The 16,052-nt window shown below is 33.7% G+C and carries 13 protein-coding genes; 8 read left to right on the top strand and 5 right to left on the bottom strand.

Annotation, left to right across the window (positions count from 1 at the left end):
- Positions 1 to 46 precede the first annotated feature (46 nt).
- The 4 genes from B8T70_RS01610 to B8T70_RS01595 all read right to left on the bottom strand — a co-directional run bounded on the left by B8T70_RS01610 (position 47) and on the right by B8T70_RS01595 (position 4,740).
- A complete protein-coding gene (locus B8T70_RS01610; RefSeq protein ID WP_086893676.1) occupies positions 47 to 826 on the bottom strand; it encodes a TatD family hydrolase in 780 nt (259 codons plus the stop codon).
- Between the two features lie 586 nt (positions 827 to 1,412).
- Complete coding sequence (locus tag B8T70_RS01605; protein ID WP_086893675.1) at positions 1,413 to 3,056, bottom strand: S41 family peptidase; 1,644 nt, start codon at positions 3,054 to 3,056, stop codon at positions 1,413 to 1,415.
- A 365-nt stretch (positions 3,057 to 3,421) separates the two neighbouring features.
- Complete coding sequence (locus B8T70_RS01600; RefSeq protein ID WP_086893674.1) at positions 3,422 to 4,153, bottom strand: tol-pal system YbgF family protein; 732 nt, start codon at positions 4,151 to 4,153, stop codon at positions 3,422 to 3,424.
- A gap of 2 nt (positions 4,154 to 4,155) precedes the next feature.
- Positions 4,156 to 4,740 carry an RNA polymerase sigma factor gene (locus B8T70_RS01595; protein WP_039117019.1) on the bottom strand — a complete coding sequence of 195 codons (585 nt, stop codon included), beginning with the start codon at positions 4,738 to 4,740 and terminating at the stop codon, positions 4,156 to 4,158.
- A 130-nt stretch (positions 4,741 to 4,870) separates the two neighbouring features.
- Between B8T70_RS01595 and B8T70_RS01590 the strand changes: the two genes are divergently transcribed.
- The 6 genes from B8T70_RS01590 (at position 4,871) to B8T70_RS01565 (ending at position 12,274) form a co-directional block, all read left to right on the top strand.
- On the top strand, positions 4,871 to 5,170 hold the full coding sequence (locus B8T70_RS01590; RefSeq protein WP_039117020.1) for a hypothetical protein: 300 nt from the start codon (positions 4,871 to 4,873) through the stop codon (positions 5,168 to 5,170).
- 72 nt (positions 5,171 to 5,242) lie between these two features.
- Positions 5,243 to 5,827 carry a hypothetical protein gene (locus tag B8T70_RS01585; protein WP_086893673.1) on the top strand — a complete coding sequence of 195 codons (585 nt, stop codon included), beginning with the start codon at positions 5,243 to 5,245 and terminating at the stop codon, positions 5,825 to 5,827.
- A 77-nt stretch (positions 5,828 to 5,904) separates the two neighbouring features.
- The gene (locus B8T70_RS01580; protein ID WP_086893672.1) at positions 5,905 to 6,897 is read left to right on the top strand and encodes a hypothetical protein; all 993 of its coding nucleotides are present in this window, start codon (positions 5,905 to 5,907) and stop codon (positions 6,895 to 6,897) included.
- Positions 6,898 to 7,079: 182 nt separating this feature from the next.
- A complete protein-coding gene (locus tag B8T70_RS01575) occupies positions 7,080 to 9,032 on the top strand; it encodes a PKD domain-containing protein (RefSeq protein ID WP_086893671.1) in 1,953 nt (650 codons plus the stop codon).
- Between the two features lie 186 nt (positions 9,033 to 9,218).
- Positions 9,219 to 11,885: a CHAT domain-containing protein gene (locus tag B8T70_RS01570; RefSeq protein ID WP_086893670.1), complete on the top strand. Its 2,667-nt coding sequence runs from the start codon at positions 9,219 to 9,221 to the stop codon at positions 11,883 to 11,885.
- Positions 11,837 to 12,274, top strand: a complete 438-nt coding sequence (locus B8T70_RS01565) for a retropepsin-like aspartic protease (RefSeq protein ID WP_039113700.1) — start codon at positions 11,837 to 11,839, stop codon at positions 12,272 to 12,274. The genes B8T70_RS01570 and B8T70_RS01565 overlap by 49 nt, the downstream gene beginning before the upstream one ends.
- 138 nt (positions 12,275 to 12,412) lie before the next feature.
- Here B8T70_RS01565 and B8T70_RS01560 read toward each other — a convergent pair whose 3' ends face one another.
- On the bottom strand, positions 12,413 to 13,381 hold the full coding sequence (locus B8T70_RS01560; protein WP_086893669.1) for a C1 family peptidase: 969 nt from the start codon (positions 13,379 to 13,381) through the stop codon (positions 12,413 to 12,415).
- Between the two features lie 198 nt (positions 13,382 to 13,579).
- Between B8T70_RS01560 and B8T70_RS01555 the strand changes: the two genes are divergently transcribed.
- Positions 13,580 to 14,416, top strand: a complete 837-nt coding sequence (locus B8T70_RS01555; RefSeq protein ID WP_123912054.1) for a hypothetical protein — start codon at positions 13,580 to 13,582, stop codon at positions 14,414 to 14,416.
- A 107-nt stretch (positions 14,417 to 14,523) separates the two neighbouring features.
- Positions 14,524 to 16,035, top strand: coding sequence for a T9SS type A sorting domain-containing protein (locus B8T70_RS01550; RefSeq protein WP_086893667.1), 1,512 nt, complete (start codon positions 14,524 to 14,526; stop codon positions 16,033 to 16,035).
- Positions 16,036 to 16,052 lie beyond the last annotated feature (17 nt).

Below are 16,052 nucleotides of genomic sequence, written 5' to 3'. Positions count from 1 at the left end.
GTGGACAAATGAACAAAAAAAAAATTAAAGTATCATACGTTCTAAGTTAAATCCCAAAAACGTCTTTTGAATTCTGAGTAGTTATTGCTGCTATTTCTTCTTCAGAAACGTCATATATATCGGCTAATTTTGATACAACGTTCAGTAAATAACTACTTTCGTTTCGCTTTCCGCGAAAAGGAATTGGTGCTAAATATGGCGAATCGGTTTCGAGAACAATATGTTTTAAATCGATTTGATTTAAGAATTGATCAATTTTTCCGTTCTTAAAAGTCACCACTCCGCCGATTCCAAGTTTCATATTATAAGAAATCGCCTGTAATGCTTGTTCATGAGTGCCCGTAAAGCAATGAAAAATACCGAATAAATCATCTGATTTTTCTTCTTCCAGGATTTCAAAAATTTCATCAAAAGCGTCACGACAATGAATTACAATTGGCAATTTATATTGTTTTGCCCATTGAATCTGAGTTCTAAAAGCAATTTGCTGTTCTTTTAAATGGGTTTTATCCCAGTATAAATCAATTCCGATTTCTCCGACTGCGTAGAATTTTCTTTTTGCTAATTCCGTTTCTACATGTTTTAGCTCATCGAGATAATTATCTTTCACGTAAGTGGGATGCAAACCCATCATTAAGAATACATTATCTGGATATTTTTGCTCTAAATCATACATAGATTCTGTACAAGCTGCATCGATAGCGGGAATAAAAAAACGAGAAACACCAGCATCAATCGCTCTCTGAATCATTTCACCTCTATCTTGGTCAAATTCTTCTGAATATAAATGTGTATGTGTATCGGTAATAATTGTTGTTGGGTTCAATTCTATAATTTTAAAAGCCCAAAATTACGACAATATTAAAAACTTTCCCAATTTGATTACAATAAGCGAATTTTACGATGAATGGAACGCGGATAAAACGGATTCGCTAAAGCGAAGACACGAACAAAAACGGATTTTTCTATTCGCAATCTTGTCAGACTGAGCGGAGTCGAAGTCTCGCAACACGAATAATCACTGCAATTACAATCCTCAAGTATTGTGGTAAATGGAACACGGATGAAACGGATTCGCAAAAGCGAAAACGCGGACAAAAACGGATTTTTCTATTCACAATATTGTCAGACTGAGCGGAGTCGAAGTCTCGCAACACGAATAACCACTACAATTACAATCTCAAGTATTGCGGTGAATGGAACGCAGATGAAACGGATTCGCAAAAGCGAAAACGCGGACAAAAACGGATTTTTCTATTCGCAATATTGTCAGACTGAGCGGAGTCGAAGTCTCGCAACACGAATAACCACTGGAATTACAATCCTCAAGTATTGTGGTGAATAGAACGCAGATGAAACAGATTCGCTAAAGCGAAAACGCGGATGAAAACGGATTTTTTATTCTATAAATACTATTTCCCTGTTTCTATAAATACTAAAGCTCTATCTAAAACTTCATCTTTCCCCTGCTGAATCCCTTCAATCGTAGGTTTAACTTCGATATCGGGAACGATGCCTATTCTTTGTGTTTCACGTTTATCAGGATAATACACTCCAATCCCTGAAAATAAAGTATGGAATCCTTTAAAATCAAATTCAAATGTATTTCCATCTGCACCAGCCGTTTGACTTCCTATTATAGTGGTATTTCCAGCAGTTTGAAAACACATAGCAGTCCATTCTGACTGACTTATGGATTTTTCATTAAGTAATACGATAACTTGACCTTTGTAATTATCTTTGTTTTCAGATCCACAATTTGTTCCTTCTGTCCATCTGAATCTTCCTGGATAATTTAAATAAGGATAGGTGTAAATTGCAAATTTATTTTCCTGTGCATTTAAAAAATTAGCGATTTCCCCGTAAGTTCCGTTTGGATAATTTCTCATATCAAAAACAATTGCCTTTGTAGATTTTAATGCTTGAATCATATCTGGAATATGTTTGGGTTTTATTACCCCCATGTTTACATAACCAACGTTATTATCCATGAGCTTGAACTTATCCACTTTTTTCATGGCTCCCTTTTTAAATTCATTTCTATGAGAGTCATGATAATCAAACCAAATCATTGACTTTGTTTCATACCTTCCATCATTTAGAAACTCTACTTCAACATTTTCAGAAGCATTCCTTAAAATTGACAAAATTAATTTGTTTAAATAGCCCGCTTCGTTTGAAGCACAAATTAAATTTCGATTCTCTACAGCTAACTCTTTTATTGTTTTGCCATTTATTTTAGTAATTACAGTTCCTATTTTTATATCATCAGCTTCAGCCAGACTATCACCCAGAATCTTTGTAACGACGAACTTTTCGTCAATTATTTTGCCGGTTGCCGGAAAATAATACTGGGAATCTTTCATAGAATTGTATAGAAAAAATTCAACATGACCGTCATTAAGATTAGTTGCCATTCTTTTCATAGCAACATAAAAATCTTCTTCACTTTTAGCATCAATAATTAGCAGTAATGCTTGTTCTAAGCTCAGGTCCCATTTTTGATCCATCATGTATTTATACGGAAAATAATATTCGATTACATTCCAGTACGCAAACAACATCAGAATTCTGGAATCTTTATTATTTTTATAATCAAGATCGAAATAGTTTTTCAAGTTTTTAAAACTGTCAAAATCAGGTCCGAATTCTACATCACTCAAAAATCTATTCTCCTCAATAAATTTCAATTTCTTCGAAAGCTTTTTAGAAAACAGTTTGTTATTAAACCAGCTCAAATCAAAATTCTTATCAAAATATTCAACATCTTTTGGAGGTGTAATTGGTGCAATTTCTTTTACTTCGCCTAAAGAATCAATCCAGTTTTCCAAAACCAATGAAAATTCTTTTTTAGTTTCTGCCTGTTGAATTTTTGGTAAGACTTCCAAAAGTTGATTATCCCAGTTAAAATCCCCATTGGCTACTTTTGGGTGATAATACTTTAAAAATCCCCAAACTTTACAAGTTCCGACTAGTTTTTCGGTTTCGGTAAGTTTAGTCTGTGCATATATGATTTGTGAAATTACTAAGAGAATTAATAGGGTAATTTTTTGCATTCAGTAAATAAGTTTAAAATTATAAATTGGTTGAGGTTAGGGTATTTGTAAAATCGAATTTAGAACTTAAAATTTAAATTTGATTACAATCATAAAAAAAGCGACAAAAAATGTCGCTTTAAATTTGTTTATCATTGCTTTACAGGCAAAGTCGAAGTCTCACAAGTATTACGGTGAATGGAACGCGGATGAAACGGATTCGCAAAAGCGAAAACGCAGACAAAAACGGATTTTTCTATTTGCAATCTTGTCTGACTGAGCGGAGTCGAAGTCCCGCAAGTAACTCTACAAAAAAAATCCGCAAAGCATTTTAACTCTTTGCGAATCTTTGTGTAACCTCTTTGTGTGTTTAGCAAAATATCGCTCTAATCCAATTCGTTCAAGAGATCTTGTACATCATCATAACCTTCATAATCTTGAGAAATCGTTTCAAGGATATCTTTACACGATTTATAATCTTTCTGTTTTAATTTGCTCAAAGCAAGATTCCATAATGCTTTGTCTTTATACACAGATGTTCCGGTTTTTAATTCATTAAAAACAGCTTCGGCTTTCTCAAACTCATTTTCTTGTAATAATGCAACACCATAAAAATATTGAATCTCAGGTGTTTTATTTTCTTTTAGAGTTTCTTCAAAAAGCGGAATCGCATCTTTATATTTTCTGGCATTAAATGCTACTTCGGCTTGTTTTAGAGCAATATTTGTATCTCCTCTTTCGGTAAAAGTAGCTTGATCGGGATGATTAAAATCCTCAAAAATGGGATTCGAATCATAATTAAAAAAGAACAAACCAATTAAAACCGCCACAGAAGCTGCAACTGCATAATACCAAGGTTTTAAAGATACTGCTTTGTTTTTCTTCTTCTTTTTATCAAAATGGGTATTAGAAATTCGAGTTAGATTTTCTTTGAACTCTTCTCTTTCTTCTTCATATCCAAATTTAGTCTCCAATTGAAGATTTACTGTTTTAAAAGTTTCAAAAGCCGAAGCAAATTCTGGATTTTCGGCTAATTGTTTTTCAAAACTATTTTTTTCTTCAACAGTCATTTCTCCCTGAAGATATTGATCGAATAATATATAGCGTTCTTCGTTCATGACTACTTATTTTTTAGAGATTTAAAGTTTTTACTTTCCTGAATCCATACTGTTAACTGACCAATACAAAGCGATTTCTTTTTGCGAACATAGCCATAAGTCACATTTAGTTTCTCGGCCACTTCTTCCATCGATTTTATTGTAAAACTCAGTTTTAGTAATTCTTGACATTTGTCTCCTAATTTCTGGAACATAACGTCAAACAATTGCTGTTTCTCTTCAAATTCTTCGGTTTGATCAACCAATTCGTGTGCAGATTCATTTATAGATGCTGCATCTTCGTTAATTGTTACCCCTTTATTTGATGTTTTTTTTAATTCATTAAGCCACTTCCTTTTGCATAGCAAGAAAAAATAAGCATCAAAAGGGCAAGTCAATTGTAAGGCATTGGCTTTAGCCTGATTAAAAAGCAAAATCATTATTTCCTGAACCACATCTTGCGCTTGATCCTTATCGCCAGAATTGTTCATTATGTATGAAACCACTTTAGGAACAAACTTTTTATAGATAGACTGAATAACCGCCGAATCATTTGCAGCAAGCCCTTCAATATACATTTGATCAGGATGAATGTTAGTTTGGCTCATAAAATGACTTTTTAATTAGCTAATGTAAAAAAAATCTGAAAATAAATCTCAAATAAAGGGGTAACAATTATATAATCAAGTTGATATACCAAAACAAGAGTCTTTTAAAACAATTAAAAAATTAAGAGAAATGGAAAGTTATCAATTTATAAACGAGAAAAATTTAGACCAATTTCATAAGATGCTTTCTACAAAAATCCGAAATGGTTTTGTAATTGTTGAGCATAATGAAAAATTACCTTATGTAGTTTTATCCAAACAAAAAAAAGAAATAAACCATTCCCTACACCTATTCTTTACCTGTATCACACTAGGCTTTTGGTCGATTGTTTGGTTTTATCTAATCATAACCCTTTCTAAGAAAAAAAATATTCTTGTTGCCTTAGACGAAGATGGAAATCTATTTGAAGAAAAATGTCTTGATAAATAAACCCAAAACAAGGGTAACAGTTATTCACTCTAAAACATCTATTACTATAAAAACCTTTAAAAATTAGAAATCATGAAAACACTACCAACATTAATATTATGTATCGCTGCTTTTACAATCTTGAGTTGCGATAATGACAATGACCCAACAAATAATGTTTGCGACTCAACCTATGTCTCTACGCTTATCACAACAGCTTTTACAACCGCAAACGGATATGATGATGTTACAACAATGGATCTGGAAACACACGAATATACAATCCAGATTAATGCCAATGGAGAAATTTGCACCGTAGGATATCAAAATCCAACCACTTACACAGGTGGTTATACTATGGAAGTTACAAACACAACTACTAGTGCTACCTATACAGGCATTCATACTTTTTCTCAAACCACATTAGATTATCAATCAATAACTCCAGTACCAGTAAGTTCTGGTGATATTATTACCGTAAAAAGAACAATCCTGCCTGGTTACACAGTACTTAATCAAACAGTAGGACGTATTTTAAGAAAAAACCCTTTTACAACAGTGCCCTATCCTATAACTCAAGGTAATGTCGTTTTCTTAAGTTCCAATTTTCATGGTGCCGGAGGTCCAGTTCCTAATTATGCACAACCATATATTGCCCTTGGTTTTAAAGTAATTTAAAAATAAACCAAAAACAGGGGTAACAAATTTTTAACCCAAAACATCTATTACTATAACAACCATTAAAACTAGAAATCATGAACACAAATTTTAAAACAATCGGACTTTTATTCTTAGCAATAATCACTTTCGTAAGTTGCGACAATAGCGATGACAACAGCGACAGCGGCAATCTTGTTTTCCCTCCATCTGCTGCAGCATTTAAAAGCATCAGCACAAAAGGAGTTAAAAAAAATACACAAAATTTTACCCTCACAGCCGGAACAGGTGTTGTAACCCTAACATCTGCCAAAGGAGTTAAACTGTCCATTAATGGAGATTGCCTTACCAAAAACGGAAATCCTGTAACTGGAGTAGTCGATATCGAATACGTTGAACTTTTTGACAAAGGCAACATGCTTATCTCAAACAAACCTACAATGGGAATTATGCCCGACGGAAAGAAAAACTTACTGATCTCAGGCGGTGAATTCTTTATTAAAGCCACACAAGGCGGAGTCGAACTTAAAACAACTTGTAGTATAAACATGATTGTTCCTGCAAGCTTAACCAATGGTGTAGATAATGCTATGACTTTGTGGAAAGGAGTAATCGATGATAACGGAGAATTAGCATGGGAACAGCCTAAACCAGATGCAGGAGGAAATGGAGGCAAAGATGGAGTTCAGGGAGAAGGAGATAATTATTATGTTCATTTCGGAAGCTTTGGCTGGACAAACGTAGACCGTTTTTATTACGACCCAAGACCTAAAACAACTCTTCTTGTCGATGCTCCCCAAGGATACGATAACAACAATAGCGCTGTTTACTTATCATACGATGGCGAAGGAACAAATGCACTCGCAAAACTAGACACTTATACACCAGCAGGATTATTCAGCGAACACTACGGACAAATCCCAATTGGACTTGCTTGCCACGTAATATTTGTTACCGAGGATAATGGCCAATGGCGTTACGCTATCAAAGCAGTTACAGTTGCTGCTAATGATGTTTACACTTTTACAATTGCCGAAACAACAGTCGGCACCGAAGCTCAACTGATAGCGGCAATCAATGCTATTCAGTAACTTACAAAATTCTTTTTAAGAAAAAGTGATGATTTGCTCATCACTTTTTTTTACATTTAATCCAGTTTAAAACGTATTCTGATAATTTCAAGAAGCTAATCCTGCTGTCCGACTCTATCTTTTTCTTGTTAAAGAAACAAGAAAAAGGATGCCGCTCCCATCAGGGCTAAAAAACTCTAGTTATGAAACCACTATCATCTATCTTCTTTCTTCTTTTATCTATATACTCTTTCTCACAAACCAAAGTAAAAGATACTATAACCCGAAGAGCCACTATTGGTTACACTCAAAACGGAAATCTGGTAAGTTTCAAACCCGAAACCCCACCATTAATTCCTATTGCCGGAGCACCAAAGCCTAGCTATTCTTATTTATGGGAACTTGGTGATGGACATTACTCTAAAGCTGCCGAACCCAAACACGTTTACAAAAACAAAGGAACATATACCACAAAACTTGCGGTAACCAACAATTACGATAACGGAAAACCACCCGCAACACGACCTAAAAAAGTTGCCATAAATGATATTACCGATACTAACTACAAAGACATTGCCTCAATTGCCGACCAAAACGGATTTGCAATCCTAAAAAATTGTGACCCAATTCCCGATCAGGAAATGGTCGTTGTAGTAAGTTATCAAAATCTAGAGAACTATGTTTCCAGCGGAAAACTCTATCTTTTTTACAACGAAAAACAATTTAAAGACAACAATTTCCAATTGGTCGATTTTAGAACTTATGCTGGCGAACGCGAAGTAAAAGAAAACACCGTCGCTTCTGTCAATGATCTTGATGATACCAAAACCTATTTGGCTTCAGCCGAAAACAACATTCGAACCAAAAAATACCGAAATACAACCACCGAAGAAGATCTCGACGCATCATTATTAGAAGCAAATAAAACCTATCATAATGTTTCGGTTCTGGAATTTGACGATGCTAATCCAAGTGAAACCCGAAATGTATTTTACACTTTCAAAACCACTCCCGAAATGATTAAGGATACCAGCGCAACCGTAACCATGCGCGGAATTTTCGTTCCTAACCGAAGCTATAAAAATCATAAAATAAAAAATCTGGAAATGGAAATTGTGACTTCTCACGACCCAAACAAAATGGGTTCTAACGGAAGTTTTATGAATTACAGATTAGTGCGTTTTAAGAGAGTCAATTTTAAAACCCGTTTCCAAAATAACGGCGAAGGTCCAGCCAGAATGATCCGGCTTGAAACTGATATTCCTGATATGTTCGACAAAAAAACATTTCAGATAGAAGACATGTACCCAAAATGCCCGATTTGTCCCAAAGACGAAATCCCCACAACTAGCTGTTTAGATACAATTATCAAAAAAAATCAAATCTTCTTTACTTTCAAGAATATTTATTTACCCGGAAGTGAACAAAAAAATGTAAAAGAAAAAGATAGCACCAAAGGTTTTGTAAAATATTCTATGAAGTTTGGCGATGACTTTCATAAAGTAAAAACCCGAAGCCGAACCGCCATAATATTTGATAAAAACGAACCCATTATTACCAATTACGCCACTACACGATTTTTACCCGGAATATCTATTGGCGCAAAAGCAGGTTATAATCTATATCCCGATTTAGATAAATCGACAAGTTACTTTGTAGGTGCAACCATTTCGCCTTTTAAATCCTATCGCTTTTACTGGCAAGCCGAGTGGCTCAATGCGATAAATAAATACGAAAGCGGTGTCACAACAAGAGAAGGAATTGGTATAAACCCAAATGGAGTAAAACAATTTCAGCGTATGACAACCAGTACCGAAAATAAAAACGTCAACTGGGAAGTTCCCGTTCTTATTCGTTATAACATTAATAATTACATTGGAATTGGTGCGGGTTTACAAGCCAATATTAATGTTTCACAAGAGCAAACTCAAACTATAAAAATAGAAACTTTTGAGGGTGGAACTGATCAATACTTATTGGACACCAAAACGGAATCAAACACAGTTAAAAACTCATTCGCTGATTTTAAAACTGGTCTTTTATTCGACCTAACGGCTGGTTTTGCCCGAATTGGTCCGAGTTTAGGTGTGCGTTATGTGATAAACTTTGAACAGAATTTTAATTATTTCCAGTTTTATGGAATTTGGAGGTTTTAAGAGTTATTCCGCGAAGTTGCACGAAGGTTTTCGCAGAGATACACAAAGAAAAAGGTTTACCACGAATGGCACGGTTATTCTACCATATAAGTGATATAAGTACATTTAAGCTATCAATATATGCACAAAATTATATGACCTTAAATAACTTACATGGTTAATTTTAGCCTACAATACTTAACTAATATGAAATTAACTCCCTTATATATTTTAATTTTCTTCTTTACAGGTCTGAATGTTTTCGGGCAATGTCAGGAAGACAAAATATATCTTGCAATTGATTCTTTTATAGCATATCCATCTGCGAAAGCATTACAAAATCTAACAAATACAGAAACCTCTTTCTGGAAAAATCAAAATCCTAAATCCAAAGACGAATTACTGGCAATCGTAGTTTTAAACTGCAACAAAGCCTATTATGAAAACCAGTTCGGGCAAACAGAAAAAGCGATTACTAGTTACGAAAAAGCCTGGCAGATTTACGAGAAAAACAAACTGAAAGATTACGACATTATCGAATATTGCCTGAAACCTTTAGGCAATTTATATACCATTATGGGCGATTATGACAGTGCCGAAAATATCATAAAACAATATTTCTTTATCGTTAATACATCCAAAAATTATCCCGAAGCACAGAAACAAAAATTTGCAGCAATTCTTAATTTATCCAATGTTTACCTCAGTTCTGGCAAAAGTGCATCGGCAATAGATTTACTCGAAAGCACCTTAAAGACCGAGAAATTATCAAATACTCAAAAAGGAATCTTATACAACAATCTAGGGAATAGTTATTTACTAAGTACCAATGGTTTTATTGTCAAGTTAAATTCCTACTCTAATACTGAAAAATCATTTGAATCGGCTGTTAAATATTTAAAAACCGAAAAGGATCAATCGGAAACATTATCTAATTCCTATCGAAACTTAGCAGCTTTAAACAGACAATGGCAAAATTTTGATATTGCTAATTCTTATCTCGAAAAGGCAGAAAAACTTTTTCTACAAACTCCAAACCAACAACCTCGTAAACTGGCTAAGTTGTATTACGAAAAAGCATTATTACTTTTTGATGAACACAATTATGAAGCGTGTTCCAAACAAATTGGTGAATCTTTCAAACTTTTAATTCCGAATTACAAAATCTCGAAAAACAGTTTGCCTAATAAAAACGAACTATATGCCGAAACTGTTTTAATGGATTTACTTGATTTACAAGCTGATATTTTCCTGAAACAAATCCAACCTAAAAAGGCACTCGAAGCATTTCGTCTTTCTTTTCATGTTGAAGATTTACTGATGAATGCATTAGTCTATGAAAATTCAAAAATCATTACACAAATACGAGCTCGTAATCGTACCGAAAAATGCATCTCTATTTATGATAAATTATATCAAAAAGAGAACAAAATTCAATATTTGGAACAAGCTTTCCAATTATCCGAAAGAACCAAATCGGGTATATTAAAAAACTATCGCTCAAATATTAAAACCGCCTCTGTAGAAGAAAAATCACTTTTGCAACAGCTTCAAAACTTAAACAATACCATTTTAAAAGAACAGCAAAAAGGAGATTTAGCTAATATTGCAAACATCAATAAAGCCATAAAAAAGCAAAACGAATTGACGCTTGCTTTAAAACAAATACAATCTAAAAACTCTGATTACATTCCTGAGGACTGTGATTTAAAAGCTGTCTTATCAAAATTGGAGAAAGACAAAGCTGTAATGGTATATTATTTTATGGGGGCTGAAAATTTGTTCTATTTCACTTTGCAAAATAAAAGAATAGAGCTTAATCATATCAACATTACAGATACTGCAATCCCGAAAATTGCCCAATTTGTAGATTATTTCAGTAATGCAAATGAAATTACCAATGATATTTCAGGCTATAATACATACGGGAAAATTCTCTATGACATGCTGAAATTACCTAAAAACGCGGTTTACAGAAATCTCATTATTGTTCCCGACGGAATCCTTAATTTCCTGCCTTTTGAAGCTTTGATTACTCAAGAATCGAATACAACCAATTTTGCCAAAATGCATTATTTGCTAAATGATTTTAAGATTGCCTATACTGCTTCGGCTAATTTTTATATCAATGCAAAACCTATTTCAAATTCAGCAAAAACAGTTTTAGGAGTTTTCCCTGTTTTCGAAAAAACGGCTTACGAATTGAGTTATTCCAAAAAGGAATTGCAATCGATACAAACAAACTTTCAAGGTAAGTTTCTTGAGAACGCTGATGCTACTTTTGCCAACTTTAAAAACAATGCTTCCCAATACTCTATTTTGCATTTAAGTACTCACGCTTCTTCTGGCGATGTCGAAACTCCGGCAAGTATCAAATTCTACGATCAGGAAATTCTGTATTCAGAATTGTACAATCTTACCCTAAATCCTGATTTAGTAGTTTTAAGTGCCTGCGAAACAGGAATTGGAAAATTATATAAAGGCGAGGGTGCCATGAGCATCGCAAGAGGTTTTCAGTTTGCTGGTGCACAGAACTTGTTGTTTTCGTTATGGAAAGTAAATGATTATACCACATCGGTTTTCATGGCTGACTTTTATAAAAACATCAAAAATGGTATTCCGTATTTTGAAGCTAATACCAATGCCAAACTTGATTTTTTAAATAATAAATCTATTCCTAATGCCAAGAAATCTCCTTATTACTGGAGTTCTTTTGTATATTATGGTTCAATTTCGTCCGAAGAAAAATCAACAAATTATATACTTTACATCATTAGTTTATTGGCAGTAATTGGTTTATTTTTGATATTCAATCAGTACCAAAAATGGAAAACCTTCACGAAGTTCTCAAAAAAGAGAAATACAAAAAAATAAAATTCAAAGTTACCAAAACACAACACCTCTTAATAAAAGCCAAAATCAATGGTATTTCTGGGAATTTTATATTAGATACTGGAGCTTCTAATACTTGTGTAGGTTTTGAGAGCATAGAACGTTTTGCATTGGGTGCCGAAGCTTCAAAAACTAAAGCTGCCGGAGCCGGAGCTACAGGAATGCTTACCCAAACTGCGTCTAACAATATATTACAAATTGGTTCTTGGAAAGATTCGGATTTTGCTTTGGTAATTTTTGACCTTTCGCACGTAAACGAAGCCTTACGACAATACAAAGCAAGACCTGTTCATGGCATTATTGGAGCCGATGTTTTGCTTCAGGGCAAAGCGATTATCGACTATTACAATCATTATGTATATCTGCAATAAAAAAACGAACACGAATTTCACTAATTGTCACTAATTTGTTCGTGAAATTAATTTCGCAAACTAAGTTAACCATTTAAGATTTGTGCAAATTCGTGAAATTCGTGTTCAAGATTATTTATAAAACAGTAGTATTAAAGCCTAAGAATTTGCTGATGGATTAGGAATAATACATCCTGCCCAATTAAAGGCTCCATTGGCAATATTATTATAAGTTACATAAAAGAAACCGCTGCGTCCCCAGCCTGCACCCCAGGAATTTTGTACTTTAAAAAGTTGGGTAGCATCATCATATCCTACAATACATACGCAGTGTCCACCTTGTCTGCTTCCGTAAAGATTAGACCAAACGTGGTTGTTATTACGGATATCATAAAAACTCTGATTTACATCAAAACATACTGCAACTGCATAATTCTGATTAAGATAATATTTAATATCTGCAGCACTTCTCGGATTTACATTAAACCATCCGCCTGATTTTCTCGCCGATGCCCAATTTCTTTGTTGGGTTGATGGTACTGTATAACAACCTCCGGCAACATAAGGCATCTGAAACTCGGCACATTCTCCTTGGTTTTTTATCAAATTCATTGCATCATTAGGATAAGAACCTGCGCCACAATTACCCAATTTTATTTGGTTGTAAACATAAGCTGCACTTCTAGATGCATTATACCAATTACTCTGATGCACGGTGTTATTAAGGTATCTGGCAATACTGTGTGCAGCATAACCCACTCCCCAACCTACGCAAGATCCTTCACTCCCCTGATCTCCAACTGGTGGAGTTGGCAAATTTTTGCTAGCAGCAATTTTAGCCGTTAAAGTCGATTTTTGAGTTTCTGAAACTAAATCTGGTCGTAGCTGAGCAATTTTTAAACGATAATCGTTTGGTGTTAAAAACTGAATATTCTTTAAATATTCATCAGGCATTGGAGCAAGTCCGTATCTTCCTTTATCAAGAAGATTGACATCTCCGTCCATTAATTTTTCCTGAACGTCGCTCTCTGCTTGATCATTACCTTTTTCGCAAGAATAAAAAGCTAGCAAGGCAAAAGACAAAAGAGCAATTTTTTTAATCGAAAATTTAATAAGTGGTTTTTTCATGGTTTTGTTGTTTTAGTTATTAATTATTTCGTACAGCAATTATTTACGAATTTATCAGTATTTTTAGCACAACATTAACATTAACAGACTCATAACTCCAACTTATCTTACGCATAACTATACCTTGAGTATTCCTACTAACATGAATTGAATTTAATTATCGAAGAAAAAATGTCAATTATTAAACAACATTCGCATATGGAAATCATAATAGACAAATTAGTAGAAGGCATAAAATCCCATCCTATTATACAAAACAGTACTTTATCTGGCGTTAAAGAATGGAAAAGGGCTCATTATATTATTCTATCGGAAATAATATCTGATTGCTTAGAAAAATCTGAATTCATGCAAGGCTCTAAGAGAAATGAACTTGGATGCTCTATCTCGAGTGCCACATTGCAAAGAATTTTCACAAACGACTCATCACAAACTAAAAAATCTGATTTGCGTTTCTTAAAAAGTTTAGATAAACTGGCTATTTTTATTGGCCATCCTTCTTTAAATAGTTTCCTGAATTGTGAAGCAACTGATTATAATAAATCATCGGAACCTGAAAACAAAAACGAACCTATCTCTTTTTTTGAATCATTGATTGCTAATTATTGTCAGGAAGAATTTAATTGTTTGAAAGAATTACCCGAAATTAATATTTCGAACTTATCAAATTACGTCTTTGCAGAAAGCCCTTTCGCAAAAAGAATTAAGGATCTTTTCGAAAATTATTCGAGATTAAATTATCATTTAAACTGTATAGATAATCGATCTAATTTTGAAATTTTCGATTTTAAAGTCTCTAGTATTACTGAAGATATTGCCATTCTAACCGTAAAAGAGTTTTGGAATTTAGAGTGGAAAGACGAAAACGATGCCATATCGATTGTTCTTAATAAGGTAAACAGGCAGACTTATTTTATAAAAAAAAGGGAGGACGTTTGGAAAATATGGGATAACTACAATCCTGATTATAATGAACTATCTACTAGGATACATTCGGCTATAGAAAACCAACATATAAAAAAAGCTATCCTTTAACAACAGAAACTTACTAGTTTTCACAAATCACATCATTATAAATACACATTTAATTAAAATTCAGTTTTTTAAGTATATTTGTTAACGAATTTAACAAACCGATACGTATGAAAAAAACTTTACTTTATCTCTTATTTTTACTTACATCCTTAAATTTTTATGCACAGCTCAGCCCTATTGTGCATTGTAATGGGGATTATTTATTTGATTTAACTATTAAAAAAGACGAATTGGTTGGAGATTTAAATCCCGCCGAAACTATAATTAGTTATCATCTTAGTAAAGATGATGCTGCAAACGACATTAATGCGATTCCAAATCCGACTTCGTTTGTAAGTACAGTACAATCTTATAGTATTTATGCCCGAATTAATAATAAAGGAAATATTATTTTAAAACTTTTCCGTTTAAATGTTAGCCCCCGTCTATCCGTAGATGCTACGATTAGGTATTCGGGATGTTACACGCCAATAGTCCTTATAAATGCTACAGGAGGCATACCTCCATTTCAATATTCAATGGACGGAACTAATTACCAAAAAGAGAACTTTTTTTATGGTAAAAAACCAGGAACTCATACAATATATACCAAAGACTCTTATGACTGCACCGCTTCAGCGCCTATAACGATACAAGATATATCTATTCCCCCTTTGCAGGCGCAATCTGTAGCTACAACAACAAGATGCAATGGTGAAAGCAACGCAGAAATAACCACACTTGCAAGAGGTGGAACCCCACCATATAGTTATTCTCTTCTAGAGAATCCTGATATTATAATGACTTTAAATGAAGGTCTTTTTACTTTTCGTAATATGCCTGCAGGTAGCTATACAGTACTCATTAGAGATGTAATGGGGTGTAACGAAATCAATCATATACAAGTTCAGGAATCTAAATTACTTACGGCTACTGCTACAATTACAGATCAAACCATAACAATTAATGCTACGGGTGGATCTAATCAATACACTTATGCCATCTCGCCTACTTTATATAAATTCACAGAAAACAATACCTTTACAAACCTGGAGCCTGGCACTTACGAAATACTTGTAAGAGATTCTTATAATTGTACTTTTAGCTTTGCCTCTACGATTAACCCACCTGCACCTCTATTTGAGGGCAAAAAAGTAATTACCTTAAATCTTACTGCTGGACAAACTCTTGCTGATATTAATGTTTCTGGTAGCGGTATTAAATGGTACAGTAATGCAACTTCGCCATCTGGAAAGACTAAAAGGTTAAACGAAGCTTTTTTACCATTATCGACCGTATTAGTAGATAACACTACTTATTATGCTTCTCAAACTATTAATGGTATTGAAAGTAAAGAAAGACTAGCGGTAACTGTAAAACTAAATACGTTGTCGAATCCTGACTTTGTTCTTGGTAATTTTAAGTATCATCCTAATCCTGTAAAGAATGTATTAACTATCGAAAACTCATCGGTTATTGACGAAGTAACTCTTTTTTCTGTTGGTGGAATCATCATCTTGGATAAAAAAATAAACAGTTTACACTCAAATCTTGATTTATCAAATGTAGCAACAGGAATTTATTTCCTTAAAGTGAAGTCTGAAGGTCGCGAAAAAACAATAAAGATTGTAAAAGAATAAAAGATATCAATCAGCAT

The organism is Flavobacterium sp. AJR, from assembly GCF_002156885.1.
Taxonomy (GTDB): Bacteria; Bacteroidota; Bacteroidia; order Flavobacteriales; family Flavobacteriaceae; genus Flavobacterium.
This window is presented reverse-complemented; position numbering and strand designations above follow the sequence as displayed.

Excerpts from the sequence above, each read along its gene's own strand:
- B8T70_RS01605 (WP_086893675.1), bottom strand. The coding sequence starts at position 3,056 with ATGCAAAAAATTACCCTATTAATTCTCTTAGTAATTTCACAAATCATA.
- B8T70_RS01600 (WP_086893674.1), bottom strand. The coding sequence starts at position 4,153 with ATGAACGAAGAACGCTATATATTATTCGATCAATATCTTCAGGGAGAA.
- B8T70_RS01595 (WP_039117019.1), bottom strand. The coding sequence starts at position 4,740 with ATGAGCCAAACTAACATTCATCCTGATCAAATGTATATTGAAGGGCTT.
- B8T70_RS01590 (WP_039117020.1), top strand. The coding sequence starts at position 4,871 with ATGGAAAGTTATCAATTTATAAACGAGAAAAATTTAGACCAATTTCAT.
- B8T70_RS01585 (WP_086893673.1), top strand. The coding sequence starts at position 5,243 with ATGAAAACACTACCAACATTAATATTATGTATCGCTGCTTTTACAATC.
- B8T70_RS01580 (WP_086893672.1), top strand. The coding sequence starts at position 5,905 with ATGAACACAAATTTTAAAACAATCGGACTTTTATTCTTAGCAATAATC.
- B8T70_RS01575 (WP_086893671.1), top strand. The coding sequence starts at position 7,080 with ATGAAACCACTATCATCTATCTTCTTTCTTCTTTTATCTATATACTCT.
- B8T70_RS01570 (WP_086893670.1), top strand. The coding sequence starts at position 9,219 with ATGAAATTAACTCCCTTATATATTTTAATTTTCTTCTTTACAGGTCTG.
- B8T70_RS01565 (WP_039113700.1), top strand. The coding sequence starts at position 11,837 with ATGGAAAACCTTCACGAAGTTCTCAAAAAAGAGAAATACAAAAAAATA.
- B8T70_RS01560 (WP_086893669.1), bottom strand. The coding sequence starts at position 13,381 with ATGAAAAAACCACTTATTAAATTTTCGATTAAAAAAATTGCTCTTTTG.
- B8T70_RS01555 (WP_123912054.1), top strand. The coding sequence starts at position 13,580 with ATGGAAATCATAATAGACAAATTAGTAGAAGGCATAAAATCCCATCCT.
- B8T70_RS01550 (WP_086893667.1), top strand. The coding sequence starts at position 14,524 with ATGAAAAAAACTTTACTTTATCTCTTATTTTTACTTACATCCTTAAAT.